The organism is Nitratireductor sp. WH36-1 (genome assembly GCF_058725515.1).
In genome coordinates this window covers 786,657-812,128 of record NZ_CM178970.1, presented here as the reverse complement: position 1 = coordinate 812,128, position 25,472 = coordinate 786,657, and the positions used below count along the sequence as shown (strand labels likewise).

Sequence of the window (25,472 nt, the reverse complement as noted above, 5' to 3'; positions counted from 1 at the left end):
AGCGCAATGCGTAGATTCAATAGGTTAGAGCGTCCTTTGTGCGTCCGAATGGACGCACAGCGCTCTAGGGAGAAGGCATCATGGCCGCTGCATCCGCTGTCGCAGATCAACCAAAATTCTTCACCGCCCTCTTCTCAAGGCGCGCCGTTCTCATCGCACTCGTCATCTTCGTCGTGCTGGTCCTTCTGTGCGTCTTCGCCCCGCTCATCGCGCCCGCAGATCCGGCGAAAATGTCGGTGCGCGCACGCCTCACCGCGCCCGGCGCGGATTATCTTCTGGGCGCCGACGCATTCGGCCGCGATGTGTTCTCACGTCTTCTCTATGCGGGCCGCGTGTCGCTCTCCATCGGGCTTGGCGTTGCCGCTGTTTCTTCGGCCATCGGCATCGTGATCGGCCTTATGGCCGGCTTCTTCCGCCGGCTGGACGCTCCAATGTCGCGCCTTGTCGATGCGATGATGGCCTTCCCGGACATTCTTCTGGCCATCGCGCTGGTCTCGATCCTCGGCGGTTCCATCGTCAATGTGGTGATCGCCCTCTCCATCGTCTACGCGCCGCGCATTGCGCGCATCGTGCGCGCCTCAACGCTGGTGATCCGCGAACTGCCCTATGTGGAAGCGGCGGTTTCGCTCGGCTCCTCCACCTTCTTCATCATGACCACCCATGTGCTGCGCAACATCCTGTCGCCCATCATCGTGCAGGCAACCTTCATCTTCGCCTACGCCATGCTGGCGGAGGCCGGGCTCTCCTTCCTCGGCGTCGGCATCGATCCGTCAACGCCGAGCTGGGGCACGATGATCAATGAGGGCCGGCAATATATCGATCAGGCGGCATTCCTGATCTTCTTCCCCGGCATCGCGATCTCCATCGCAGTGCTCTCCCTGCAATTGATCGGCGATGGACTGCGCGACGCGCTCGACCCCCGTTTGAGCAAGGATCTTTGAGACATGGCGCTCAGGCTTACCAATTTCCGTCCTGTCGGTCTCGACAACGCACCGGCTGAAATCTTCGTCGGCGATGACGGGCTCGTGGCCGGCACGCCGATCACCGGCGCGGAAACCATCGACTGCAAAGGCGCATATCTTTCGCCCGGCTGGTGCGATCTGCATGTGCATGTCTGGCACGGCGGCACGGATATTTCCGTGCGCGCTTCCGAGGCCGGCCGCAAGACCGGCGTTACCGCCATGGCGGATGCGGGCTCATCCGGCGAAGCCGCATTTCATGGCCTGCGCGAATATGTGATCGAGCAGCAGCAGGAGACGGTTCGCGCCTTTCTCAACATCGGCTCCATCGGGCTTGTCGCCTGCAACCGCGTGCCGGAGCTGATCGACCTGCGCTCCATCGATGTGGACCGCACGCTGGCCGTCGCCGAAGCGAACCGCGATGTCATCTGCGGCATCAAGGTGCGGGCAAGCGGCGTCATTTCCGGCGCATGGGGCATCACACCGGCAAAGATCGCCAAGCGGGTCGCGGAAATTCTCGATCTGCCGCTCATGGTTCATATCGGCGAACCGCCACCGCTGATCGACGAAGTGTTCGACATTCTCACCCCCGGCGACATCGTCACCCACTGCTTCAACGGCAAGAAGGCCGGCTCGATCCGCGACACGAAGGCGCTGTTCGCGCAGGCGCAGCAACTGGCGGGGAGCGGCGTGCGCATGGATATCGGCCATGGCGTCGCCTCGTTCAGCTTCGACACCGCGCGCGAGGCCATCGCCAACGGGCTGAAACCCTGGTCGATCTCCACCGATCTGCATCTGCGGAATGTGAACGGGCCGGTCTATGACCTCGCCACCACCATGTCGAAACTGCTGGCCGTCGGCCTTTCCTTCGACGAGGTCATCGCCGGCGTGACCGAACGCCCCCGCTCCGTTCTGGGCCTTGGCGCATCGGGCGGCGCGACACCGGGTCAGAAAGCCGATTTCACGGTCTTCGATGTGGATGCCGCAAACATCGACGCCGTCGACAGTCTCGGCGGGCATCTGACACTCGAAAAGCGGTTCGAGCCGCGCCTCACGGTCATCGGCGCATCGGCCATGCCGGCTGCAAGGAGGAGCGCATGAACGAACCCGTTCTCGACGTCCGCAATCTGCGGGTCGCCTTCCGCGCCCGCCGCTCTTCGGTGACGGCGCTGCGCGATGTCAGCTTCACGCTGCACCCGGGCCGCACGCTGGCGCTGGTGGGCGAAAGCGGCTCGGGCAAATCCGTCTCCTCGCTCGCCATTATGGGGCTTCTGCCGCCCAATGGCGCGGTGACGGGTGGCGCGATCCACTATCGTGCGGTGGACGGCAGCGTCTCGGACCTCACGAAAGCATCGAAAAGCGAGATGCGCGCACGACGCGGCGCGGAGATCGCCATGATCTTTCAGGAGCCCATGTCCTCGCTCAATCCGCTGTTCACCATCGGCGACCAGATCGGCGAGATGCTGCTCCTGCACACGGATCTCGACGCCAGGCAGCGCCGCCAGCGGGTTCTGGAAATGCTGGAGCTGGTGGAAATTCCCGCCGCCGCATCCCGCATCGACAATTATCCGCACGAGCTTTCCGGCGGCATGCGCCAGCGCGTGATGATCGCGCTGGCCATGGTCTGCAACCCCGCCCTGCTGATCGCCGACGAGCCGACCACGGCGCTCGACGTGACCATTCAGGCGCAGATCCTCGATCTGATGCGCCGCCTGCAAAAAGAACTCGGCATGTCGATCCTGTTCATCACCCACGACATGGGCGTGGTGGCGGAAATGGCCGACGATGTGGCGGTCATGTATGCCGGCGCCATCGTCGAGCAGGCGGGCGCTTCGGAACTGTTCGCCCGGCCAAGCCACCCTTACACGCGCGGTCTGCTGCACTCGATCCCGATGCCCGGCAGGCCGGAGGGCGAGCGTCTCGTGCCCATTCCCGGAACGGTTCCGCCGCTGCACGCCATGCCGGAAGGCTGCGCCTTCGCGCCGCGCTGCGGACTGGCGGATGAAGCCTGTCGCAAGCCGGTTTCGCTCAGCGATTTTGCGCCCAACCACCGTGTTGCCTGTTTCCACGCCGGACGGGAGGTGACCCATGTCTGAACCGCTTCTGCAGATCCGCAATCTGTCCAAGCGTTTCGTCACACCGCGCGGCACCATCCATGCCGTGAGCGACGCGAGCTTTGACATACCGCGCGGTTCCATCACGGGTCTGGTGGGCGAAAGCGGCTCTGGCAAGACCACGCTTGGCCGCACGCTGCTTCGCCTTGTCGAACCGACCGAAGGCCAAACCATCTTCGACGGGCAGGATCTCAACACGCTCAGCGCCTCTGAGCTGCGCGATGCGCGCCGGCGCATGCAGATCATCTATCAGGACCCGGTTTCCTCGCTCAATCCACGCCTGCGCGTCGCCGACATCATCACCGAGGGCCTGCGCGCCCATGGCATCGGCAACCGCGCCTCACGGCGCGACAAGGCTGCCGCACTTCTGGAAGAGGTCGGCCTTCAGGCCGATCACATGAGCAAGTTTCCGCACGAGTTTTCCGGTGGCCAGCGCCAGCGCATCGGCATTGCCCGCGCCCTTGCGCTGGAGCCGGAATTCATCGTCGCGGATGAAAGCGTTTCGGCGCTCGACGTCTCCATTCAGGCGCAGGTGCTGAACCTGCTGCTCGACCTGCGCGAGCGCCGCAACCTCACCATGCTCTTCATCGCGCACGATCTTTCGGTGGTGGAATATCTCTGCGACCAGATCATCGTCATGTATCTCGGGCGGCTGGTGGAGAAAGGCCCCTCGCGGCCGCTCTACAGCGATCCCCGCCACCCCTACACACGCGCGCTTCTTTCGGCGATCCCCGTGCCCGACCCGGCGCGCGATCACAGCCGCACCATTCTTCGCGGCGACATTCCAAGCCCGCTCGATCCGCCATCGGGCTGCGTCTTCCGCACACGGTGTCCGCATGCAGCCGACATCTGTGCCGAAGGCGTTCCCGCACCCGTCGAAACCGGCCCCGGCCACCACTCCTTTTGCAAGCGAACAGAAGAACTCTATGCCACAGCCTGATCTCAAAGAACCCGCTTCCGCACGGCTTGCGGCACTCGGCATCGAGCTGCCGCCCGCCGCTCCCTCGCCCATCGGCGCATTCTGCAACGTGCGCCAGACAGGCCGCCTCGCCTATGTTTCCGGCCAGGGCCCCGTTCTGCCGGACGGCACATTGCTGCGCGGCAAGGTGGGTGCAGACGTGGACGCAGACACCGCCCGCGAACACGCGCAGCTCGTGGCGCTCAACATTCTCGCCACGCTGCGCGATCATCTGGGCGGGCTTGAGCGCATCAGCGGCGTCGTCAAGCTTCTGGGGCTCGTCAACGCGACGCCGGATTTCGAGCGGCACCCGCATGTCATCGATGGCGCTTCCACCCTGTTCGCCGACATTTTTGGAGAAAACGGCATTCACGCCCGCTCCGCATTCGGCGTAGGCTCGCTGCCAAACAACATCACCGTGGAAATCGAAGCGGTCTTCGAGCTGTACGAGTAAGGGACTTTTGAAAATGGCAGGCGAGACAGACGGCATGTGGTCCTGGCACGACACCCACAATTGCTCCCGGCTGATCAATGTATCGGGAACCATGACGAGCCTGGGCGGCTCGATCACGAGCCCCGCCGTGCAGGACGAGACGGCGGCCATCATGGGCGAATTCGTCAACATGCATGAGTTGCAGGCGCATGCCAGCCGCGCCATCTGCGACCTGACGGGCGCGGAAGCCGGCTGCGTTACGGCATCGGCAAGTGCGGGCATCTCGCTTGCAATTGCCGCCAGCATGACCGGCCTGAACCCGGGCCGCGTGGAGGCTCTGCCAAAAGATCCCGGCGAGAAGAACGAAGTGGTCGTTCAGCTTGGTCATCTGTGCGGCTATGGCGCACCCGTCTCGCAGGCCGTGGACCTGACCGGCGCAACCGTGCGGCCCGTCGGCCAGTCGACCCATGTGATGGACTACCAGCTTGAAAGCGCGCTTAATGAAAAGACGGCGGCAGCCCTCTATGTGGTGTCGCACCATGTGGTCCATTACGGGCAGATCCCGTTCGCCCGCTTTGCGGAAATCTGCCACCGCGCCAATGTTCCCGTCATCGTAGACGCCGCTTCGGAATACGACCTCACCGGGTTCATCGATCAGGGTGCGGACATCGTGATCTATTCCGGCCACAAATTCCTCGGCGGCCCCACATCCGGCCTCATTGCGGGCCGGCGCGATCTGGTGCGCGCCGCCTATCTTCAGAACATGGGCATCGGGCGTGGCATGAAGGTCGGCAAGGAAAGCATCGCCGGCGCCATTGCCGCTCTGAGACAATGGCAGAAGCGCGATCATGAGGGCATCCGCAGGCAGGAGCGCGCCGCGCTGGAGCTCTGGCAGAAAACGCTCTCCGCCTTCCCCGGCATCGACCCGGTGATCGTGCCGGACCCCACGGGGAACCCGCTGGAGCGCCTTCAGGTCAATGTCGATGCGCGAAAGCTTGGCGCGAGCGCAGCGACAGTCGCCCGCGCGCTGGGCGAGCAGGAACCGCGTCTCATCGTGCGCAATCACGAGGTGGAGCTTGGTTATTTCCAGCTCGATCCGTGCAATCTGAAGCCGGGACAGGCCGAACTGGCTGCCGAAATTCTGGGAAAGGTCTGCGCGGAGGCCGGAAAGCTGGAAGAACGGGCGGACGATTATCACGCGGCCCGCAATGGCGGCGTCGATCCCTATCTCAACTGGCTCTCCTGAGCCGGTCTTTCAGGTTGCCCGGCGCGTCGGCCCCACATGAGGGGGTGGGGCCGACGCATTGGTCCGGCGATCAGTTGGACAGACGGTAATCCAGCGGCGGCTCGCGGTCGCCGATCAGGGCCGAATAGCTGAATTCTTCGCCACGCGCGTTTTCGAACTCGACCTTCGCAGCCTCGATCACGTCGGGCGACTGGAACAGTTCAGCCGCCGCCGTCGCCAGCGTTTCGGCGGCAAGGCGCGTGCCCTTGTGGCCGATGGACATGCCACCCGCCGCAACGGCCTGCCAGCTATGCGTGGCCGTTCCCGGCACCCAGGTTGCCGTTCCAAGGCCTACGGTCGGCGAAACCCAGCTCACATCGCCCACATCGGTGGAATAATAGCCCTGACCGCCGAAGGAATAGTCCTGCACATCCGCCACCGAGCTCAGGGCCGGCTTCTTGCGCAGCGTGGTCTGGAGCTTCGTGGCGAAGTCGGTTTCCTCCGCGTCCCACGCGATCGGAGCGGCAGCGCGCAGATTGCGATCCATCAGCTTGCCGAGCACGTCATTGGGGAGAACCGAATAGACGCCGCCGACACGCTCGACGGAGAACTCCGTGCCCGTTCCAAGCGCTGCGCCTTCGGCAGCCTTCTGAATGCGCTCGAACACGTCGGCCACGACGGCCGGATCGGGATGGCGCACATAGAGATAGCTTTCCGCCGAATTCGGAACCACGTTCGGGGCCGGGCCGCCATTGGTGATCACATAGTGGATGCGGGTTTCCTGCGGCACGTGCTCGCGCATCATGTTGATCATGTGATGCATGGCCTCGACACCGTCGAGTGCGGAACGACCCCGCTCGGGATACATGGCCGCATGGGCGGACTCGCCCTCGAAACGGATCTTGGCGCTGACATTGGCGAGCGAACGGCCCTGCCCTGCGCGGTTGGTGCTGGAGGGATGCCAGTGCAGCGTCACGTCGACATCGTCAAACAGGCCGTCGCGCACCATGTAGACCTTGCCCGAACCGCCCTCCTCAGCCGGTGTACCGTAGAGCCGGACCTGGCCTTCGACACCGTTTTCCTTGAGCCATTTGGAAACGGCGATGGCGGCTGCAACCGAGCCCGCGCCGAACAGGTGATGGCCGCAGGCATGCCCGCTTTCAACGCCCTCGGCCGCTTCCTCGTGCGGCACCGCCGCCTGCGACATGCCCGGCAGTGCATCCATCTCCGCCAGAATGGCGATCACCGGACCGCTCTTCGACCCGCTGCGGGCAATGAAAGCCGTCGGAATGCCACCGACATTGCGCTCCACTTCGAAGCCGGCTTCTTCCAGCTCCGCGATCAGCAGACCGGAGGTCTCCTCCTCGAGATATCCCAGCTCGGGATTGGCCCACATCCGGGTCGCGATCTCGTTCATGCGCGGGCTGTAGTCCTGCACCAGCCCGGCCAGTTCCGCACGCTGTTCCTCCGTAAGCGGCGCAGCCAGAGCCTGCGGCGCACTCGCCATAGCCAAGGCCGCAGCCAACGCATACGTAACCGACAATCTCATTGCATCCTCGTAGTTTTATTAATTGGCAAAGCAAGCTAGCAGCGGATCGGAACCATGAGGAAGCACAATTTGTATTTTTCGACAGACGATCTTTAAAAACGGCGGCGTCTCTATTTTCAACAAGGGCCATAAACCGTGAAAATCCAGGTCTTCTTCAAATGTTTCCTATAAACGCGTAAACAGAAAGACAGATCAAAAAACCCCGGAAACCATGCGAAATCCGCGACCTTGACACCCGCCTCTCCTCCACCTTTCCTAGGGGAAACAAGGTAGTCGGCTTCAAGCAACACTACCGACAGGGGGAGCGCGCATGACAGGGGAGCAGGAAACCGGCGACCAACCACCCGGCAGCGCCTTTGCGAGCGTCTCCACCCTCGATCAGAGACCCGACCAGCGCTTCGAATTCTGGCGCAGCCTGTTTCCCCTTATCGAACTCGACATTTCGGACAAGAGCCGCATTCGCCAGTTCAAGGCCAGGCTGATGCGTTATCAGGCGCCGGACGGATGCGTTTTCGGCTTCGGCGCGAATGACAACACCCATGCCCGTTTCGCCAGGCCGGAAAGCGATTTCGTGCTGCTCAACCTCACGCTTTCGGGCCGCGCCGAGCTTGAACTCTCCGGCGACCGCCGACATGTGGTCGATGCCGCGTCGGGACTTCTCGCGCTGGACGGCACAAGACCCTTTCGGACGAAGAGCTACGGACACGCAACGCTCTGGATGACGCTGCCGCGCGACATGGTTGCCGCCATTGCCGGAGAGGAAACGGGCGTCCTGAAAGACGGCCTCGCTTTTCTTCCGCAAAACGGCCTGTCGCGCATTCTGGAAGCCCATTTGCAGATGATTGCCCGCGAGGGCGACGGGATGGACAGGCGCTCTGCCGAACTGGCGCTGAAAGTCGCCACCGATCTCGCGCTAGGCGCACTCTCCCGGACACGCGACGCGCTGGACGCGGAGCCGGACAGGCCCCATGACAGCGCGATCTTCACCGCTGCGCTGCGCCACATCCGCGCCAGAACCAGCCAGCTCGACCTCACCGCAGCCGCAATCGCCGACGCGATTGGCTGCTCACGGGCCCGCCTTTACCGCGTCTTCGCGGCCAATGGGCGGGCCGTTGGCGATGCCATCAGAAACGCCCGCATCGAGCTTGCATCGACACAGCTCGTCAATCGCCCCGACACGCCGGTAAAGCAGATCGCCCATGGCTGCGGCTATGCCGACGCCGCCGCCTTCGCCCGCGCGTTTCGCGCCGCCACTGGCCTCACCCCCTCGGATTTCCGGGAGCGCCATCAGGAAACCGACAGATAAGCCGGTTCATTTGTGCCGTTTGAGACCCTGCGCACAGCCGTGAGACACCCTGCATGGCCGTTTTTTGATAAGGCTCCGGAAAATGTTCAAGGGGGGTCCCGGGGGGTTACATGAAACGACTGACCATCGCGACCGCGCTTTTGCTCGCCGTCGGCGCAACCAGTGTCCACGCCGCCGACACCTTTCCCTCGGCGGGTGAAGCGCCAGCCGAGAAGTGGCAGGGTTTCTATGCCGGCGCATGGCTGGGCTATCACTGGGGCAATATCGAGAACACCTATTGCAACGGCATTTGCGGCGACGATCTGGACCTGAGCGGTGCGGTTGGCGGTGTGGAAGTCGGCTATAATTTTGCCGTCGACCAGAACTGGGTGCTCGGCGTCTTCGCCAATGTCCCGCTTCTCAAGCCTCAGGAAGACGCAGACGTGCCGATCTTCGGCACCTATGACGTCGATCCGCGCTGGGCCGCCTATACCGGCGTGAAGATCGGCCGCGCCTATGGCCAGTGGATGCCCTATGGCCTGGTCGGCCTCGGCGTCGCGCGGGTCAAGGTCACAGACCCCGTGGGCACGTCTTCCAGCGCAACGCATCTCAGCGGCGTTGTGGGCGCGGGCGTCGAATACATGTTTGCCGACAACTGGTCGCTCGACGGTCGTTTCGTCTACAGCTTCTCCAATGAGAAGGATTACGATTTCTGCACCGGCGGGTTTTCCTGCCCCTCGGGCTACAAAGAAAACGCGCCCAACGTCACGATTGGCCTGAACTATCAGTTCTGAACAGGCTTCGACGCGCGCAATGCACACACAGGAACCACACGCATACCCAAGCCGGCCCGCACCAGAATGAAGCCGGACAACAAGACGAGCTTCGCCGACCTCGACGGCAAATTTGCCGTCGTCACCGGCGGCACGCGCGGCATCGGAGCCATTGTGGTCGAACGCATGCTTGAGGCGGGGGCCAGCGTGCTGTTCACCGGCACCGATGCCGACCGCGGCCGGCAGGCGCAGGAGCGCATGGGCGGAACCTTTCTGCGCGCAGACGCCGCTTCCCCCGACCATGCCGACCACATCGCCAAAGCGGTGCGCGAGCGTTTCGAGAGGCTGGACATCCTCGTCAACAATGCGGGCAGCCTAGGCAGCCCGCAAGGCGTCGAAGACACCACGCCAGAGGCGCTGGATCAGACGCTTGCCGTCCATCTGCGCGCGCCATGGCTCACCATGTCCGCGCTTGCGTCGCTGATGCGCCCGGCCGGCGGCAGCATCGTCAACATGGCCTCCATCGCCGGGCACCGTGTCGGCGCATCATCCGTCGCCTATTCGGTCAGCAAGGCCGCGCTCCAGCATCTCACGCGCTGCGCAGCGGCGGAATTCGGCAAGGATGGCATCCGCGTGAACTCGATCTCGCCGGGCTTTGTGTCGACGGACATTCACGCCGCCGCCATTCCCGGAAGCGAGGCGCGCGGCGCGCGCTTCGTGCAGGGGCTGGGCAAGGTGTTCGTCTCCCGTCAGGCGCTGCCGCATCTCGGCCAGCCCGGCGACATCGCCGAGATCGTGCTTTTCTTGGCTTCCGATGCATCCGCCTTCGTCACCGGCTCCGACATTGTGGCCGATGGCGGCGTGATCTGGGGCAGAGACAGTCTTGGCTGAGACGACCCGCGAGGCACCATGAGCAAACCACCGCACACAGGCACCGCCATCAGGGCAGAACTGACACGGATCATCGCCCGCGAGGGCGAGATCGCGCCGGAGCGCCTCATTCCCGAAGCCACACTCGACACGATCGGCATCGCCTCGCACGATCTCGTTCTCGTGCTGATGAGCATCGAGGGAACTTTCGACCTCTATGTCGCCGTCGACAGCGATTTCGCCGATGTCGAAACGCTCGACCAGCTGCTTGGCCTCCTCACCAGCCGGATCATGGAGCATCAGGCGCTGGCGGAACCCGCCGCAAGCGAAGCCGGCTGACATGACAAGGCGGGTTGCCATCACCGGCATGGGCGCCGTCACGGCGGCGGGCATTGGTGCGGACACGCTGTGGAACGCGGCAGCGGCCGGGCGCTCCGCCGTTCGCACCGTCGATCTGCCGGGGCGGGAAAAGGCGCGCGTCAACATCGCTGCGGCGCTGGATGAGGCGACGGACGCGCGCATCGCGGAACACACCAACACGACCACGGACCGCTTTGCAGCCATGGCGCTTCTGGCGGCACGGGAAGCGTTCGGTCAGGCGAACCTGCCGGGCGAAGCCTTCGGCCAGCGCTGCGGCATTGTGCTGGGCACTGGTGCGGGCGGCGCTGTCAGCACGGATCGCAACGCCCGCGCATTCTATGTGAAGGATGTGGACGCCGAGCCGATGAGCGTGCCCAAGGTCATGCCCAATGCCGCCGCCTCGCTTCTTTCGATGAAATACGGCATGACCGGCCCCGCACTGACCATCTCCACCGCCTGCGCTTCATCGGCCCAGGCCATCGGCCTCGGCTTCGAGCTAGTCCGTTCCGGTGCGCTGGACCGGGTCATCGTCGGTGGATCGGAGGCCATGCTCACGCCCGCCGTTTTCCGCGCATGGGAAATGCTGCACGTTCTCACACCCGTCGCTTCACGCCCCTTTTCCCGTCGCCGCGACGGCATGGTGCTGGGCGAAGGCGCAGCCATTCTCGTGCTTGAGGCTGAAGAAAGCGCGCGGGCGCGCGGCGCTGAAACGCTCTCCCTGCTCGCCGGATATGGAACCACCAGCGATGCGCGCGACATGCTGCGCCCCGATGCCGATGGCGCGGCCCGCGCCATGCAGCTGGCGCTGCAATCGGCCAACCTTGCGCCCGACGCCATCGGTTATGTGAACGCCCATGGAACGGGCACGGTCTACAATGATCTTGCGGAAGCCAAGGCGCTGCGCACCGTGTTCGGCGCACGCCTTCAAGACCTGCCTGTCTCATCCACCAAACCCGTTCACGGGCACTGCATCGGCGCGGCTGGCGCAATCGAACTGATCGTCACCGTCGCCGCCCTGCGCGATCAGATCGCGCCCCCCACGATCAACTGGCTCGGGGCCGATCCGAAAATTCCGCTCGACCCCGTGCCCAATGAACGCCGTCCGGCGGCGATGGGAGCTGCGCTCTGCAACTCCTTCGCCTTCGGTGGCATCAATGCAAGCCTCGTCGTGCGACGGGCCTGAAACGTTCCATTTCCCTGATCTCGAGAAACTCCGGACGCAAAACCGGTTGCCGGTTCTGCCGGAATTTCTCTGGCAGTTAATGGAAGCGGCCGTGCTTCTGCAGCACTTCGATCTTGTAGCCGTCCGGGTCCTGCACAAAGAAGAAGCGCGCCAGAAGCGTGCCCTCGCGCTCGAAAGCGACAATGTCGCGCGGCGCAAGACCGGCCGCCCTGAAACGGGCGTGCTCGGCATCGATATCATCGACGACAACCGCCAGATGCCCATAACCATTGCCCAGATCATAGGGCTCGGTCTGGTCCTTGTTGATGGTGAGCTCGACCTCGAAGCCGGTCTCCGCATTGCTCAGATAGACCAGCGTGAAGCTGTCGAAATCGAGACGGTCCGCAATCTTAAGGCCGAACGCTTCCTTGTAGAAAGCGACCGACTTTGCCTCGTCCAGAACGCGGATCATGGTGTGAATGCACTTGGCCAAGATGCCTCCAATAGCGTTTCAAGCGGCGCTGGCTAATCTGCCGGGCGCCCGTTTTTCCGTTGTCGAGGCACCCGAATAACAGAGTTGAGGCATAAATGTGATGGTATCTTGCCACCATCTCACTTGAAAGATTGATGCTGACCGGCAGGAATGCTAGCTCACGTTACGTTACTTGTTTTTATCTCTTGGGAGGTTTCCGTGAACAGACGGCGTTTTGCGATTATTGGAGCAGTCTTGTGCGGCATCGCCGCGAGCGGTGTGGCGCTTGCCCAGCAGCCGCAGTTTTTCCGCATCGGCACCGGCGGCACGGCCGGCACCTACTATCCGATCGGCGGCCTCATCGCCAACGCCATCTCCAATCCGCCCGGCTCGCGCCCCTGTGAGGAAGGCGGCTCCTGCGGTGTTCCCGGCCTGATCGCCACCGCCCTTTCGGCCAATGGTTCGGTTGCCAATGTGAACGCCATTGCCGGCGGTTCGCTGGAATCCGGTTTCTCGCAGTCGGATGTCGCCACCTGGGCGCACAGCGGCACGGGCATCTGGGAAGAGCGTGATCCGGTCGAAAAACTGCGCGCCATCGCCAATCTTTATCCCGAGACGATCCACCTGGTCGCCAGCGCGTCCAGCGGCATCGACAGCGTCGATGACCTGGCAGGCAAGCGCGTCTCCCTCGACGAGCCAGGCTCCGGCACGCTGGTTGACGCCCGCATCATTCTCGATGCCTACGGCCTTACCGAGAAGGACGTGGAAGCGCATTACCTGAAGCCCGACCAGGCTGCCGAGCGCATGCGCGACGGCGCAATGGACGCCTTCTTCTTCGTTGGCGGTTTCCCGGCCGGCGCCATTGCCGAGCTCGCCAGCCAGCACGACATCACGCTCGTCTCCATCTCCGGCGACGAAGCAGCCAAGGTGACGGGCGAGCATGGCTTCTTTGCCGCCAACACGGTTCCCGCCGGCACCTATGAGGGCGTGGGTGAAGACGTCACCACGCTTTCCGTCGGCGCACAGTGGATCACCAGCGCAGACCAGCCCGAAGAGATGGTCTACGAGATCACCAAGGCGCTGTGGAATGACAACAGCCGCAAGCTTCTGGACGCCGGCCACCTGAAGGGCCGCCAGATCACGCTCGACACCGCGCTTGACGGCGTCGGCATCCCGCTGCATCCGGGCGCCGAGAAGTTCTACCGCGAAGCGGGTGTGCTGGGCGACTAAGCCCTGCCGGCAAGCATCGCCAACGCAAACGGACTCGGCCTGTCACCACGGGCCGGGTCCGTCTTTTCAGGCGTCGACGCGCGCACCAAACGTGATTTCCAGAGAGGCTTTGCAGGATGGCCCATCCATCTGAATCCGAACGCGCGGAAGCGCTGACCGAAGAGCAGATGAAGGCGCTCGAAGAGCGCTATGATCCGGAAGTCCGTTTCAGACCCCTGCCCGAACTGCTCGGCTGGATCGCCGGCGGCGCGCTGTTCGTCCTCTCCTGCTATCACTATTACACGGCCGGTTTCGGCATTCCGCAGGCGACCACGCATCGCGGCGTGCATCTGGCCTTCACGCTGGCGCTGATCTTCGTTTTCTTCGCCGCCTGGAACCAGCCGCGCGAGCCGCGTAAGGGCCTGCTCTACCCGCTCGGCATGCCGGTCATCGACTGGGTTCTCGCCATTGCGGGCGCGGTGGCGGCGCTCTATGTGCCTTGGATCTTCAACGATCTCGCCTTCCGTGTCGGCGATCCTCTGCCCATCGACGTGTTCATGGGCACGGTGCTTATCGTCGTGCTGCTTGAGGCCACGCGCCGCGCCATGGGCTGGCCCCTGCCGGTCATCGCCCTGCTCTTCATCGCCTATGCCTATTTCGGCCAGTCCATGCCCGGCATTCTGGCGCATCCGGGCGCGAGCTGGAGCAACATCGTCAACCATCTCTACCTGACGAGCCAGGGCATTTACGGAACCGCGCTGGGCGTCATCTCCACCTATGTGTTCCACTTCGTGCTGTTTGGCGTTCTTGCGACGCGCATCGGCCTCGGCCAGCTCTTCATCGACCTCGCCTCGGCCCTTGCCGGACGCTATTCCGGTGGCCCGGCCAAGGTGTCTGTGCTTTCTTCCGCCATGCTCGGCTCGATCTCCGGCTCGTCCATCGCCAACACGGTGACCACCGGCTCGCTGACGATCCCGGCGATGATCCGCATCGGCTATCCGCGCCATTTCGCAGCCGCCGTGGAAGCGGCAAGCTCCACCGGCGGTCAGATCACCCCGCCGGTCATGGGCGCCGTCGCCTTCCTGATGATCGAATATCTGGGCGTGCCGCTCACCACCATTCTGACCGCTGCCCTCGTGCCCGCCTTCATGCACTTCTTCGGCGTTCTGGTGCAGGTGCATCTGGAAGCCCGCCGTCGCGGCCTGCGCGGCCTCACCAGGGATGAGCTGCCCGTCGCCTGGACCGTCTTCAAGGCTGGCTGGCTCACCACGCTGCCGCTCTTCGTGCTGGTGGCCATTCTCCTGTCGGGCAAAACGCCCTATCTCGCCGCCTTCTGGGGCATCTCCGCCTGTCTTCTGGTGCTCGTCATCCAGAATTTCATCCGCCACGACATCAAGACCGCGATCCGCGAAAGCGTGCGCGAAACGTGGGACGGGTTCGTTGTCGGTGCGAAATACTCGCTCTCCGTCACGGCGGCCGCGGCCCTTGTCGGCGTCATCATCGGCGTGGTCACGCTCACCGGCGTCGGCTTCAAGATCGCCTATATGGTCACATCCGTTGCCGCCGGCTGGGCGCAGAGCGTGGCCGACAGTCTCGCCTTCCTGCCGTTCGAGCTCTTCAGCGTGAGCACGCTCACCCTGCTCTTCACCCTGATCATGACCGCAATTGTCTGCGTTCTGATGGGCTGCGGCATCCCCACCACGGCGAACTATCTGATCATGATCGCCGTCGCGGCCCCCATTCTGAGCCTGCTCGGCGTCGAGCCCATCGTGGCGCATTTCTTCGTGTTCTATTTCGGCGTTCTGGCAGACATCACCCCGCCGGTGGCGCTGGCGGCCTATGCGGCAGCCGGCATTGCCGGGGCCAACGCCTTCAAGGCCGGCAACACCGCCTTCCGGCTCGGCATGGGCAAGGCGCTGGTGCCGTTCGTCTTCGTCTTCTCGCCCTCCATGCTGCTCGTCACCGACAGCTTCACCTGGAACGAGTTCTTCCTGGCGACCATCGGCGCGATGCTCGGCATCTGGATGCTGTCGGCGGCGTTCTCAAGCTGGTTGTTTGCACCGCTGCGCGTCTATGAGCGGCTGCTGCTCGCGCTCTCCGCCATCCTGTTCGTGGCACCCGATCTCTACGCCACGCTGGCCGGCGCCATCATCGCCGCGCCGGTTTTCGTCCGCCAGTTCTCGGCGCGCAAGGCAGACGCCGTCACGGCGGAAAACTGAGGACGGCAGGGGCGGTGCAGACCCCACCTTGCCGAGCCGCTGAAAGCTGACTACGCTTCTCCCGCCGCTTCCTGCCCGCAATGCGATGGCAGGCAACGGCGGGAGGAGAAACATGCCGTCTGACGAGACGAACAGCCTGGCGCCGCTGGACGCCTTCCAGGCTGGCGTACGCAATGTTTGCGGGCAGTTCCTGGTTTCGCCGCCGGACGGCGCACGGGACATGCGCGGCATCATCACACTGAAACAGCGTCAGGCGCTGGCGGTTGCCGTGGTGCGCAACAGTGCTGCCCGGATCAACCGCGACTGGCGCTGCATCAGGCAGGATTCCGCCGAGCACCTGTTTCTGGTTCTGCAGAAGGCGGGCCATTCGGTGATGCGTCAGGGCGATGCCGATGTACGGCTTGCGCCCGGCGACTTCATCATGATCGATTCCGCCTATCCCTCCCGCTTCCTCTATGGCGACAGCGGCAGCCTGCAATATTCCGTGCACCTCAACCGCGCCGAATTCGCCCATCGCTTCGGCACCTGCGCGCTGGGTGGCTGTCCGATCCCCGGCTCCACCGATATCGGCATGGCGCTGCGCGCCACCATCGACCGCATCGTCGATGGCGAGGGAGCTGCCGCGCAGCAGCATTTCATCGGCGAGGCCTTCTTCAACCTTATGGGGGCCTATCTCTGCGGCATGGAGGCAGGCGACCTGCCATCCCCGGAAACCAGCAACGAGTTGCTCATGGCCAAGGCGCGGGCTTATATCCGGCAGCGTTTCCGCGATCCCGAATGCACGCCGGCAGACGTCGCAGCCGCCATGGGCGTCAGCCTGCGCGCCCTGCAGCGCCGGTTTCAGGCCGCCGGCTCCTCCCTGTCGGAATGTCTCATCGGCGCGCGGCTCGACTATGTGTGCCAGCGGCTGATGGCGCAGGAGACGGCGGGAACCTCGGACCGCATCTCGACGATCGCTTTCGACGCGGGCTTCAACGACCTGTCCTATTTCAACCGCCAGTTCCGCGCCCGCTACCGGGTGCCGCCCGGCGAATACCGCCTTCATGCGGCGACGCCATCGGCCAAAAGCGTGACGCAATAGTCCAAGACCGGTGGCCAGCCCGCTTCCACTATGCCCGATTGATGCCGCCTGAAAGGCGGCGCTATCGGAGGAGGAAGACGATGGCAGACACCGCGACAGCCACAGGCGCAGATGCGTTCCAGAACATCATCGATGGCCGCCCCGCGCCAACCGCGGGAAGCCAGCCCGTGCTTGATCCGGCAACCGGAACACCGGTCGGCCAGATGCCGCTTGGCACGGTTGAGGATCTCGAAGCGGCGGTGGACGCCGCCCGCGCAGCCTTTCCCGCATGGGCGGCTGCCAGCGATGCGGACCGTCAGGCAGCCTGCCTGAAGATCGCAGACCGGCTCGAACAGGCGATCCCGGAGCTTGCGCCCCTTCTGACGGCTGAGCAGGGCAAGCCCATTGGCGGTTTCGGCTCGCAATGGGAAATCGGGGCTGCCGCCGCATGGACCCGGCACACGGCAGGCCTCGAACTGCCGGTCTCCGTCCTGCAGGACAACAATGAGGGCCGCGTGGAGGTGCACCGCAAGCCCATCGGCGTGGTTGGCTCCATCACACCGTGGAACTTCCCCGTGCTGATCGCCGCCTGGCACATCATTCCCGCCGTGCGCGCCGGCAATTGCGTGGTCATCAAGCCCTCGCCCAACACACCGCTCGCCACGATCCGCTTCGTCGAGATCATCAATCAGGTGCTGCCGGCCGGCGTGGTCAACATCGTGTGTGGCGCAGATGAAATCGGCGCGGCCATGTCCGCCCATCCCGGCATCGACAAGATGGTGTTCACTGGCTCCACCGGCACCGGCCGCAAGATCATGGCCTCGGCTGCCGAAACGGTAAAACGCCTGACGCTGGAACTCGGCGGCAATGATGCAGCCATCGTGCTGCCCGATGTCGATCCGCAGGCCGTCGCCGAAGGGCTTTTCTGGGGCGCGTTCCTCAACAACGGCCAGACCTGCGCCTGCATCAAGCGGCTCTATGTGCATGACAGCATCTATGACGCCGTCTGCGATGCGCTCTCGGCGCTGGCCGCCGCCATTCCCATGGGCGACGGACGGCAGGATGGCGTCGCGCTCGGCCCGGTGCAGAACGTCATGCAGTTCGAGCGCGTGAAAGAGCTGGTCGAGGAGGCAAGGGCTTCCGGCGCGCGCATTCTCACTGGCGGCGCGCCCTCCGGCGGGCCGGGCTATTTCTATCCCGCCACCATCGTCGCCGATGCCGAACACGGCATGCGCCTTGTCGATGAAGAGCAGTTCGGCCCGGTCCTGCCGGTCATCCGCTACACGGATGTGGAGGCCGTGATTGCGCGGGCCAACGACAATCCGAACGGGCTTGGCGGCTCCGTCTGGTCGCAGGACACCGAACGCGCCAAGGCGCTGGCGCTGCAACTCGAATGCGGCATCGCGTGGATCAACAAGCACGGCATGATCCAGCCCAACGCCCCCTTTGGCGGCATCAAGCAATCCGGCGTCGGCGTGCAGTTCGCCGAGGCAGGGCTGATGGAGAACACCGTCGGCCAGACCCTGATCATGTAACGGCACGGTTCAAGAGGAGGAGACACGATGAAGAGACACTTATCCGCCACCTGCGCGGCCATGGCGCTCACCGTCTTATGCGGCGGCGCTCTGGCTCACCCACTGGACGGCCTGTCGAAAGAGGAGATCGCCGAGGTCGTCACCATCATGAAATCCGATGACCGGATTTCCGACGAGGCCCGCTTTCCGCTGATCGAGCTGAAAGAACCGGAAAAGGCCGAAGTGCTTGCCTGGAAAGAAGGCGATGAAGGCCCACGCGCCGCCACCGTCCATGTCATCTCGGGCGACGAGACCTACAAGGCCGAGGTCAATCTCGTTTCCGGAGAAATCAGTGATTTCGGCGCCATTGGCGGCCAGCACATGGTGCTTCTGGAAGAATTCATCGGGGCCATGGATCTGGCCCTTTCCGACGAAAACTTCGTCGCCGCCCTCGCAAAGCGCGATCTGGAGCCCGGCGACGTGTTCTGCCTGCCGCTCACGGCCGGCTCGTTCGACAGGGAGGCGGAAGCCGGTCAACGCCTGATGAAGGTGCCCTGCTACGTCAATCCGACCGGCTCCAACTTCTATGCCAAGCCCATCGAAGGGCTCTATGCCGTGGTCGATCTCGCCGGCAAATCCGTGGTCGAGGTGATCGACAATGGCGTCGTGCCGGTGCCGCAGGATGCCTGGGGTTACATGGAAGATGAGGTCGAGGCGCGCACGGGCGCGCTGCGGCCCGAAAGCAATCCCGCCACGCTTCGCCAGGAAGGCGATCCCAATTTCACCATCGACGGCAGCATGGTGAACTGGGACATCTGGCGCTTCCGCTGGCGCGTCGACAAGCGCCCCGGCGTGGTTCTGTCCAACATCGAGGTCAATGACCGCGACGACTGGCGCTCTGTGCTCTATCAGGCCCATCTGTCGGAAGTCTTCGTGCCTTATATGGACCCGGACGAAGGCTGGTACTGGCGCACCTATATGGACAGCGGCGAATATGGTTTCGGCATCTTCCTGAGCCCGCTGCGCGCGGGCGTGGACTGCCCCGCCTATGCGCGCTTCCTGCCCGCCACCGTGCATGACGATCTGGGCAACCCGATCGAAATTCCGGATGCGTTATGCATCTTCGAACGCAATATCGGCGACCCCGCCTGGCGGCATTACGAGATCTTCGCCCAGAGCGAGGAACAGTCCGTGCCGGCGGAAGGCCGCCCGGCAAGCGAGCTGGTGGTGCGTTCCGCCTCACAGGTGGGCAATTACGACTACCTCATCGACTATGTGTTCGAGCAGAACGGGCGCATCCGCGTGATGGTCGGCGCAACCGGCCTCGATGCGGTGAAGGGCGTTGCCTCCACCTCCATGGAGGACGCAACCGCCGAACAGGAAACCCGCTACGGCACGCTGATCGTGCCCAATCTGGTCGCGCCCAATCACGACCACTTCTTCAACTTCCGGCTCGATTTCGATATTGACGGTCAGGACAATGTCTTCATGCGCACCGGCCTCGTGAAGGGCGACATGCCCGATGGCGTGCCGCGCCGCTCCATGTGGGTGACCGAGGCGACAATGCCGAAGACCGAAATGGAAGCGCGCTATCGCGTGAACCCGGCAACGCCGGCCATGTATCACATCATGAACATGGGCCGGAAAATCGGCGTCGGCCATGCGCCGGGCTACATGATCCTGCCGCAGAACAGCGTCGCCTACAGCCCGCTGGACACGGAGAACGATCCGCCCGCAAAGCGCAACGCCTATATCGACTACACGTTCTGGAACACGCCCTATGCGGCAAACGAACGCTATGCCGGCGGCGAATACGCTTTCCAGAGCGACGGGTCGGACACGCTCGCCGAGTGGGTGAAGCAGGACCGCAGCATCGACAACACCGACATCGTGACCTGGTACACGATGGGGTTCCATCATGTGCCGCAGATGGAGGACTGGCCGGTCATGTCGACCATGTGGAAGGGCATCACGCTGAAGCCCTACAACTTCTTCCCGCACAATCCGGCGCTCACCGTGCGACTGCCCGAATAGGCCAGAGCATCGGACCGAAAAATGGAGTCCGGTTTTCGGATCATTCCGATGCTCCATCAATAAACCAGATGGCAGAAACGAAGAGAGGCGCGACCGAAAGGCCGCGCCTCTTCTGTTCAACCCGTAGGGGTGATTATTCGGCGCCGATTGCGTCGAGACCGGCGCGGGCGCAGGTGGCGTCAATGTCGCCCGAAGGCGCGCCGCCGACACCGATGCCCGCCACCAGAGCGCCACCGATGCGCACCGGCAGACCACCGGCCTGGATCACCAGACGGGAATCCATGTCGCGCAGGCCGTCATTCTGCGGGTTCTCACCGATGAAGTTGGCCAGACCAGCCGTGTCGCGGCCAAGGCTTGCGGAGGTGAAGGCCTTGCCGACGCTGCTGCCGGTCGTGTGCGGGCCGGAATTGTCGGCTTTCACGAGAACCTTGGTTGCGCCGCTGCGCTCCACCACGGCAACGCTCACCGCGTAACCTTCAGCCGCACAGGCGTCGAGTGCAGCCTGAGCAGCCTTCTGCGCCATGTCGAGCGGCAGGTAGGGAGCGGTGGGCAGGTCCTGAGCCGAAACGGCGGTCGCGGCCAGAAGCGAGGCGGAAAGAACAATCGAACGGATCATCGGGAACTCCTTGGGTTTGGATGATCCGTTTCTAGCAAGCTGCCCCGCTCCACCGCATCGGTAGCGCTGGCGGGGGGCTCCGTAGTTCTACGGATGCCTGTTCGCCTGCAGCCAGAGCCGCGTCATTTCCGCCGCCGATGTCGTGCCGAGCTTTGCGCCGATGGAAGCGCGATGGCTTTCCACCGTGCGTGGCGAAACGGCCATGGAAGCGGCAATCTCCTTGGTGGTGAAGCCGCCGGCAATGCGCTCCAGAACCTCGCTTTCACGGCCCGTCAGGCTCGCCAGAAGATCCGCCGTTTCGGCGTGTTCGGCCGCTTCCCGCTCAGAGCGGTCCAGCATGTCCTGCGCCTTCTGGATGGCGTCGATCAGATCCTGCTCATCGACGGGCTTGCTCAGAAAATCCACCGCGCCATTGCGGAAAGCCCGGCGGCAGGCCTCGATATCACCATGGCCGCTGATCACCACGGTCGGCCAGTCTATGCCCTGCGCGATCAGGCGCTCCTGAAGCTTCAGGCCCGAGATCACGGGCATGCGAATGTCGAAGATCAGACAGCCGGGCGGCAGCTTGCCGAGCGCGGCCAGAAAACTTTCGGGGTCGGGAAACGATTTCACGTCGACGTCGACCGTGCTCAAAAGCAGCACCAGAGCGCGGCGCACGGCTTCGTCGTCATCCACCAGATAGACCGGCCTGCCACTCATGCCGAAACCCTCCCGTCATCGTGCTTGATCTCGTGCCGTTGGCTCGCCAGAGGGAGGCGCACCTGAAAGCGGGCGCCTCCTTGCGAGGGCAATAGCTCGATCTCGCCATTCATGCGCTCGACGATGCGTTGCGAGAGCGAGAGGCCAAGCCCGGTGCCCTGCTCCTTGCCGGTCACGAAAGGCTCGAACACCTGCCCCGCCAGCGCTTCATCCACGCCCGGCCCATTGTCATACACGTCCAGAATGGCGAGCCCCGCCTCGCGGCGGCTTGTGACGCTCACCTGCCCGTCCCGCGTTTCTTCCAGCGCCTCAAAGGCGTTGCGCACGAGATTGAAAATCACCTGTTCGAGCTCCGTCCGGTCGGCGCGCACGGCCAGCGCCTCATCGGCAAGGTCCAGCTTCAGCTTCACCGAACGCTTGCGCGCCTCGGGCGCAAGGAGCGCCTCAACGCCGCCGATGGCCGCGTTCAGGTCGGTCATGCCGGTCTCACCGCGCGGCGGACGGATCCACTGGCGCAGATGCGAGAGAATGTCCGCGCCGCGCCGTGCCTGCGCGACAAGTTCGTCCAGCACGGACGCCACGGCCTGCGTATCGCCCTTGGCAAGCAGGCGGCGGCCCGCCTGCGCCTGTGTCAGAATGGCGGTGAGCGGCTGGGTCAGCTCATGGGCGATGCCGCTTGCCATCTCGCCCAGCGAATTGACCCGCGACGCATGGGCCAGCCGCGTCTCGCGCGCGCTGAGCTTCGCTGCACGTTCCGCCTGCATGCGCCCGGCCCATTGCTGCCACAGCGCCAGACCGGCCAGGAACAGCACCGACATCACGATCAGCGCCGGAACGATCTTCGACATGGGGAACAGCGCCGCCATGTGCTGGGTGACTGCCGTGCGCAGCACAAGCGGCTGCGAGGCGCTGCCCAGCGTTCTCTCGAAAGCGGGTGGCCCGACGATTTCATCGCCAATCAGAAGCCCCCCATCGGGAAAGACGAGCGACTGGCTTGCCGAAGCGGTCTGCCAAAAGTCGCGATCACTCTCCAGAAGTCCCTGCGCGTCGATCTCAAGACCCAGACCATAGATCGCCGCATCGTTGTTCGGGCTGCGCTTGACCAGAAGATAGTGCCCCGGCACACCGCCGGGCATTGGTCCCAGAACCAGCGATCCATCGGTTGCCTGAACCGCTGCGCGGATCGCCGCATCGACCGCCGCATCGGCTGAGCCGCGTGTCGTCACGCCTTTGCCGTCCTCATCCACGGGCACGAGATCGACAGCCTCAATGCGTGGATAGAACCGGCGGAGCGCATTGGCCACATCGAGAAAGAGATCGAACCCGCTTTCACCGCCGGCAAGCGCCACCGCCGAGAGCGCCGTCATGTGCGCGTCGTGCTGACCGGCCCGCTGCGAAGCAAGGCGATGCAGCGCCGCACTCTCATCATCGAGTTCCGAGAGCAGCCGCCAGCGCTCATTGGCGGCAATCGCGGCAATGGTTGCGAGCGCCAGCACGAACCACGCGGCAACGAACCAGACCGGTCGGCCGAAGCCCCGAAAGCCCCCAGGGCCCCCAGGGCCCATGCGATTGTCGGAAGAATTCTGTTTCATGCGCGCGATCTTGAGGAAGGGCGGGGCTTTTGCAAGCTCATTGTGCCGGAAACATCTCGGCCACGATGTCCGCCAGATGCTGCAGCGCCGCGCCGGTCCCGGCCTCACGCCACGCAAAACCGATCTCGATTTCCGGCTGCACGCCGGCAAGCCGGAAATAGGCAACACCCGGTCGCACCATTCGCCGCATCGTGCTCGGCACGAAGGCGACGCCAAGCCCGCCGGAGACCAGATTGATGATGGTCTGCATCTGCATGGCCTGCTGCCCCGGAAGCGGCGCAGCGCCCCGCTCCGCATAATAGCGGGTCACGAGATCGTGCAGCACCGGCGCGCCATGCCGGGGAAAGAGAATGACCGGAAGGTCGCGCAGGGCTGCAAAGTCAAGCTTGCCGCCACGGGGCCGCACGCGACCGGAGATCACCCATTCCTCCGGCACGGCGACCACCAGCCTGTCCTTCTCAACCGGGCGGTAGCGCAGGGGCGAATGCAGCGCACCGCGCGGCGGGGTGATGACGATGCCGGCATCCAGCATGCCGTCGAGCAGTTCGGCGATCTGCACATCGCTCGTGGCCTCGCTCAGAACCAGCTCCACCTCGGGAAACCGCGCCTTGAAGCGGCTGACCAGCTCCGGCAGGAAACTGTAGCTGACGAAACTGATGAAGGAGAGCCGCACCGTGCCGATTTCGCCGCGCGACAGACGCTGCGCCACCTGCGGCAAATCGCCGGCCTCCTCCAGCACACGCCGCGCATGCGGCAGCCACTCGCGCGCCACGGGCGTCAGCGCCACGCTGCGCCTCGTGCGCTCGAACAGCGGCAGGCCGAGCTCCGCCTCCAGCGCCTGAATGCTCTGGCTGAGAGGTGGCTGGGTCATGCCGAGACGTTCTGCGGCACGACCGAAATGCAGTTCCTCGGCAACGCTGACAAAGTGCCGTATCTGGCGGATGTCCATGCGCTTCTCATCTGCAAAGCAACTTAATTCAATACGATATATATATTTCTCATATCACACAAACACCCATAGCCTCTGCCCGGATGGTGGCGCATCGCCTGAAACGGCGCTTGAGGACGGGTCCCGGAACAGCGCCGCCGGCGCTCGGTTCGGCGATGCAGCGGCGCGGATAATCGCAAGGGGGACATGGCCATTTCCGCAAATCCCGCCGCCCCGGCGAACAGTGTCAGATTGAATAATTGGGGACCGAATGGGTTTGACACGCCCGATCCTTTGGGCGAATGGGAGAAAACAATCGCAATGAAATTCCATAAAGGGAGAGAGTGATGAAACTTTTCGCAAGAAATCTTGCGTCTGCGGCAGCGTTCGCTGCGGCACTGGGCATTTTGGCTGGTGCGCAGTCCGCGCAGGCTCAGCAGGAAATCAAGCTCGGTTACGCGCTTGCGCCGAACTCGCATTACGGCGTCGCCGCCGACAAATGGCAGGAAGAAGTCGAAGCCAAGACCGATGGCCGCTATTCCTTCCGTCACTTCCCCTCCTCCGGCCTCGGCGGTGAGCGCGAAGTGATCGAAGGCCTGCAGATCGGCACGATCGAAGCCACCATCGTCTCCTCCGGCACGCTCAGCAACTTCGTGCCTGAGACCGGCGTGTTTGACATCCCCTTCCTGTTCCGTGATCTCAACCACGCACGCGACGTGCTCGATGGCGAGATCGGCCAGAACATCCTGGCCAAGTTCGATGATGTCGGCCTGGTTGCGCTTGCATGGGGCGAGCAGGGCTTCCGCCACATCACCAACAACCGCAACACGATCGGCAAGCCCGAAGACGTCGCCGGCCTGAAGCTGCGCACGATGGAAAACCCGATCCACATCACCGCCTTCGAGACGCTCGGCGCAGCGCCGACCCCAATGGCATGGCCGGAAGTCATCAGCTCCCTCCAGCAGGGCACGATCGACGGCCAGGAGAACCCGCTCTCCGTCATCACGTCGACCAACCTCTCCGAGGTCCAGAAGTATCTGACGCTCTCCGGCCACGTTTATTCGCCGGCCATGCTGCTCGTCTCCAAGCAGCTCTGGGAAGGCATGTCTGACGAAGACAAGCAGGCGTTCCAGACGGGTGCGACCGAAGCCGCAAAGGCGATGCGCGCCTTTGTCGACAATGTCGAGACCTCCGGCGTCGCACAGCTCAAGGAAGAAGGCATGGATGTCGGCGAACTCACCGCCGAGCAGAAGGCCGCCTTCCAGCAGGCCGTCCAGCCTGCCTATGAGCAGTACTACGAACAGTATGACAAGGCGCTGATCGACCAGATCATCGCGACGAAATAAGCGCTTCGCGCCATCACGTCCGGACGGCGGCCCCGTGGTCGCCGTCCGAATTCTGTTTCAGAATGTAATTTTTCGGGCCAGACGGTTCCCACCGC

The 25,472-nt window shown here is 63.9% G+C and carries 23 protein-coding genes; 17 read left to right on the top strand and 6 right to left on the bottom strand.

Annotated elements, in window-relative coordinates:
• Positions 1-80 precede the first annotated feature (80 nt).
• From AC4PTT_RS03910 to AC4PTT_RS03885, 6 genes are read left to right on the top strand one after another with little or no spacing between them, the layout of a single operon-like run.
• Positions 81-941, top strand: a complete 861-nt coding sequence (locus AC4PTT_RS03910) for an ABC transporter permease (protein WP_206546170.1) — start codon at positions 81-83, stop codon at positions 939-941.
• Between the two features lie 3 nt (positions 942-944).
• Complete coding sequence (locus tag AC4PTT_RS03905; protein WP_297562234.1) at positions 945-2,060, top strand: amidohydrolase/deacetylase family metallohydrolase; 1,116 nt, start codon at positions 945-947, stop codon at positions 2,058-2,060.
• A complete protein-coding gene (locus tag AC4PTT_RS03900; protein WP_297564675.1) occupies positions 2,057-3,055 on the top strand; it encodes an ABC transporter ATP-binding protein in 999 nt (332 codons plus the stop codon). Before AC4PTT_RS03905 ends, AC4PTT_RS03900 begins: the two co-directional genes overlap by 4 nt.
• On the top strand, positions 3,048-4,013 hold the full coding sequence (locus tag AC4PTT_RS03895; RefSeq protein ID WP_206546167.1) for an ABC transporter ATP-binding protein: 966 nt from the start codon (positions 3,048-3,050) through the stop codon (positions 4,011-4,013). The genes AC4PTT_RS03900 and AC4PTT_RS03895 overlap by 8 nt, the downstream gene beginning before the upstream one ends.
• A complete protein-coding gene (locus AC4PTT_RS03890) occupies positions 4,000-4,485 on the top strand; it encodes a RidA family protein (RefSeq protein WP_113153191.1) in 486 nt (161 codons plus the stop codon). The genes AC4PTT_RS03895 and AC4PTT_RS03890 overlap by 14 nt, the downstream gene beginning before the upstream one ends.
• Positions 4,486-4,498: 13 nt before the next feature.
• Entirely contained in the window at positions 4,499-5,710 is a 1,212-nt protein-coding gene (locus AC4PTT_RS03885; RefSeq protein ID WP_492162140.1) for an aminotransferase class V-fold PLP-dependent enzyme, read from the top strand.
• A gap of 70 nt (positions 5,711-5,780) precedes the next feature.
• On the opposite strand, the gene AC4PTT_RS03880 is transcribed toward AC4PTT_RS03885, so the two are convergent.
• Positions 5,781-7,196, bottom strand: a complete 1,416-nt coding sequence (locus tag AC4PTT_RS03880; protein WP_492162584.1) for an amidohydrolase — start codon at positions 7,194-7,196, stop codon at positions 5,781-5,783.
• Positions 7,197-7,548: 352 nt separating this feature from the next.
• On the opposite strand from AC4PTT_RS03880, the gene AC4PTT_RS03875 reads away from it, so the two are divergent.
• The 5 genes from AC4PTT_RS03875 (at position 7,549) to AC4PTT_RS03855 (ending at position 11,709) form a co-directional block, all read left to right on the top strand.
• Complete coding sequence (locus AC4PTT_RS03875; RefSeq protein WP_206546165.1) at positions 7,549-8,544, top strand: AraC family transcriptional regulator; 996 nt, start codon at positions 7,549-7,551, stop codon at positions 8,542-8,544.
• A 110-nt stretch (positions 8,545-8,654) separates the two neighbouring features.
• On the top strand, positions 8,655-9,317 hold the full coding sequence (locus AC4PTT_RS03870; protein ID WP_492162139.1) for an outer membrane protein: 663 nt from the start codon (positions 8,655-8,657) through the stop codon (positions 9,315-9,317).
• A gap of 66 nt (positions 9,318-9,383) precedes the next feature.
• Complete coding sequence (locus tag AC4PTT_RS03865) at positions 9,384-10,187, top strand: SDR family NAD(P)-dependent oxidoreductase (protein WP_492162138.1); 804 nt, start codon at positions 9,384-9,386, stop codon at positions 10,185-10,187.
• Between the two features lie 18 nt (positions 10,188-10,205).
• Positions 10,206-10,505 carry a hypothetical protein gene (locus tag AC4PTT_RS03860; RefSeq protein ID WP_492162137.1) on the top strand — a complete coding sequence of 100 codons (300 nt, stop codon included), beginning with the start codon at positions 10,206-10,208 and terminating at the stop codon, positions 10,503-10,505.
• A gap of 1 nt (position 10,506) precedes the next feature.
• The gene (locus AC4PTT_RS03855) at positions 10,507-11,709 is read left to right on the top strand and encodes a beta-ketoacyl-[acyl-carrier-protein] synthase family protein (protein WP_492162136.1); all 1,203 of its coding nucleotides are present in this window, start codon (positions 10,507-10,509) and stop codon (positions 11,707-11,709) included.
• Positions 11,710-11,785: 76 nt separating this feature from the next.
• Here the strand turns inward: AC4PTT_RS03855 and AC4PTT_RS03850 are convergent, their stop codons facing one another.
• Positions 11,786-12,181 (bottom strand): VOC family protein, encoded by a 396-nt coding sequence (locus AC4PTT_RS03850; protein ID WP_492162135.1) that lies wholly within the window; start codon positions 12,179-12,181, stop codon positions 11,786-11,788.
• 198 nt (positions 12,182-12,379) lie between these two features.
• Between AC4PTT_RS03850 and AC4PTT_RS03845 the strand changes: the two genes are divergently transcribed.
• The 5 genes from AC4PTT_RS03845 (at position 12,380) to AC4PTT_RS03825 (ending at position 20,196) form a co-directional block, all read left to right on the top strand.
• Complete coding sequence (locus AC4PTT_RS03845) at positions 12,380-13,390, top strand: TAXI family TRAP transporter solute-binding subunit (protein ID WP_206546160.1); 1,011 nt, start codon at positions 12,380-12,382, stop codon at positions 13,388-13,390.
• A 116-nt stretch (positions 13,391-13,506) separates the two neighbouring features.
• Positions 13,507-15,588, top strand: coding sequence for a TRAP transporter permease (locus tag AC4PTT_RS03840; protein ID WP_492162134.1), 2,082 nt, complete (start codon positions 13,507-13,509; stop codon positions 15,586-15,588).
• Positions 15,589-15,700: 112 nt separating this feature from the next.
• A complete protein-coding gene (locus AC4PTT_RS03835) occupies positions 15,701-16,669 on the top strand; it encodes a helix-turn-helix domain-containing protein (RefSeq protein ID WP_492162133.1) in 969 nt (322 codons plus the stop codon).
• Between the two features lie 80 nt (positions 16,670-16,749).
• Complete coding sequence (locus tag AC4PTT_RS03830) at positions 16,750-18,183, top strand: aldehyde dehydrogenase family protein (protein ID WP_492162132.1); 1,434 nt, start codon at positions 16,750-16,752, stop codon at positions 18,181-18,183.
• Between the two features lie 27 nt (positions 18,184-18,210).
• A complete protein-coding gene (locus tag AC4PTT_RS03825) occupies positions 18,211-20,196 on the top strand; it encodes a copper amine oxidase (protein WP_206994897.1) in 1,986 nt (661 codons plus the stop codon).
• Positions 20,197-20,329: 133 nt separating this feature from the next.
• On the opposite strand, the gene AC4PTT_RS03820 is transcribed toward AC4PTT_RS03825, so the two are convergent.
• The 4 genes from AC4PTT_RS03820 to AC4PTT_RS03805 form a co-directional block, all read right to left on the bottom strand.
• Positions 20,330-20,812, bottom strand: a complete 483-nt coding sequence (locus AC4PTT_RS03820; RefSeq protein WP_090328370.1) for a GlcG/HbpS family heme-binding protein — start codon at positions 20,810-20,812, stop codon at positions 20,330-20,332.
• An 87-nt stretch (positions 20,813-20,899) separates the two neighbouring features.
• Positions 20,900-21,511 (bottom strand): response regulator transcription factor, encoded by a 612-nt coding sequence (locus tag AC4PTT_RS03815; RefSeq protein ID WP_113153204.1) that lies wholly within the window; start codon positions 21,509-21,511, stop codon positions 20,900-20,902.
• Positions 21,508-23,103, bottom strand: a complete 1,596-nt coding sequence (locus tag AC4PTT_RS03810; RefSeq protein WP_492162131.1) for a sensor histidine kinase — start codon at positions 23,101-23,103, stop codon at positions 21,508-21,510. Before AC4PTT_RS03810 ends, AC4PTT_RS03815 begins: the two co-directional genes overlap by 4 nt.
• A gap of 37 nt (positions 23,104-23,140) precedes the next feature.
• Positions 23,141-24,052, bottom strand: coding sequence for a LysR family transcriptional regulator (locus tag AC4PTT_RS03805; protein WP_492162130.1), 912 nt, complete (start codon positions 24,050-24,052; stop codon positions 23,141-23,143).
• Positions 24,053-24,378: 326 nt separating this feature from the next.
• On the opposite strand from AC4PTT_RS03805, the gene AC4PTT_RS03800 reads away from it, so the two are divergent.
• On the top strand, positions 24,379-25,377 hold the full coding sequence (locus tag AC4PTT_RS03800) for a TRAP transporter substrate-binding protein (RefSeq protein ID WP_206548367.1): 999 nt from the start codon (positions 24,379-24,381) through the stop codon (positions 25,375-25,377).
• The last annotated feature ends 95 nt before the right edge of the window (positions 25,378-25,472 follow it).

Excerpts from the sequence above, each read along its gene's own strand:
- AC4PTT_RS03825 (WP_206994897.1), top strand. The coding sequence starts at position 18,211 with ATGAAGAGACACTTATCCGCCACCTGCGCGGCCATGGCGCTCACCGTC.
- AC4PTT_RS03880 (WP_492162584.1), bottom strand. The coding sequence starts at position 7,196 with ATGGCGAGTGCGCCGCAGGCTCTGGCTGCGCCGCTTACGGAGGAACAG.
- AC4PTT_RS03800 (WP_206548367.1), top strand. The coding sequence starts at position 24,379 with ATGAAACTTTTCGCAAGAAATCTTGCGTCTGCGGCAGCGTTCGCTGCG.
- AC4PTT_RS03840 (WP_492162134.1), top strand. The coding sequence starts at position 13,507 with ATGGCCCATCCATCTGAATCCGAACGCGCGGAAGCGCTGACCGAAGAG.
- AC4PTT_RS03900 (WP_297564675.1), top strand. The coding sequence starts at position 2,057 with ATGAACGAACCCGTTCTCGACGTCCGCAATCTGCGGGTCGCCTTCCGC.
- AC4PTT_RS03865 (WP_492162138.1), top strand. The coding sequence starts at position 9,384 with ATGAAGCCGGACAACAAGACGAGCTTCGCCGACCTCGACGGCAAATTT.
- AC4PTT_RS03820 (WP_090328370.1), bottom strand. The coding sequence starts at position 20,812 with ATGATCCGTTCGATTGTTCTTTCCGCCTCGCTTCTGGCCGCGACCGCC.
- AC4PTT_RS03870 (WP_492162139.1), top strand. The coding sequence starts at position 8,655 with ATGAAACGACTGACCATCGCGACCGCGCTTTTGCTCGCCGTCGGCGCA.
- AC4PTT_RS03910 (WP_206546170.1), top strand. The coding sequence starts at position 81 with ATGGCCGCTGCATCCGCTGTCGCAGATCAACCAAAATTCTTCACCGCC.
- AC4PTT_RS03855 (WP_492162136.1), top strand. The coding sequence starts at position 10,507 with ATGACAAGGCGGGTTGCCATCACCGGCATGGGCGCCGTCACGGCGGCG.
- AC4PTT_RS03830 (WP_492162132.1), top strand. The coding sequence starts at position 16,750 with ATGGCAGACACCGCGACAGCCACAGGCGCAGATGCGTTCCAGAACATC.
- AC4PTT_RS03805 (WP_492162130.1), bottom strand. The coding sequence starts at position 24,052 with ATGGACATCCGCCAGATACGGCACTTTGTCAGCGTTGCCGAGGAACTG.
- AC4PTT_RS03835 (WP_492162133.1), top strand. The coding sequence starts at position 15,701 with ATGCCGTCTGACGAGACGAACAGCCTGGCGCCGCTGGACGCCTTCCAG.
- AC4PTT_RS03905 (WP_297562234.1), top strand. The coding sequence starts at position 945 with ATGGCGCTCAGGCTTACCAATTTCCGTCCTGTCGGTCTCGACAACGCA.
- AC4PTT_RS03890 (WP_113153191.1), top strand. The coding sequence starts at position 4,000 with ATGCCACAGCCTGATCTCAAAGAACCCGCTTCCGCACGGCTTGCGGCA.
- AC4PTT_RS03860 (WP_492162137.1), top strand. The coding sequence starts at position 10,206 with ATGAGCAAACCACCGCACACAGGCACCGCCATCAGGGCAGAACTGACA.
- AC4PTT_RS03815 (WP_113153204.1), bottom strand. The coding sequence starts at position 21,511 with ATGAGTGGCAGGCCGGTCTATCTGGTGGATGACGACGAAGCCGTGCGC.
- AC4PTT_RS03810 (WP_492162131.1), bottom strand. The coding sequence starts at position 23,103 with ATGAAACAGAATTCTTCCGACAATCGCATGGGCCCTGGGGGCCCTGGG.
- AC4PTT_RS03875 (WP_206546165.1), top strand. The coding sequence starts at position 7,549 with ATGACAGGGGAGCAGGAAACCGGCGACCAACCACCCGGCAGCGCCTTT.
- AC4PTT_RS03885 (WP_492162140.1), top strand. The coding sequence starts at position 4,499 with ATGGCAGGCGAGACAGACGGCATGTGGTCCTGGCACGACACCCACAAT.
- AC4PTT_RS03895 (WP_206546167.1), top strand. The coding sequence starts at position 3,048 with ATGTCTGAACCGCTTCTGCAGATCCGCAATCTGTCCAAGCGTTTCGTC.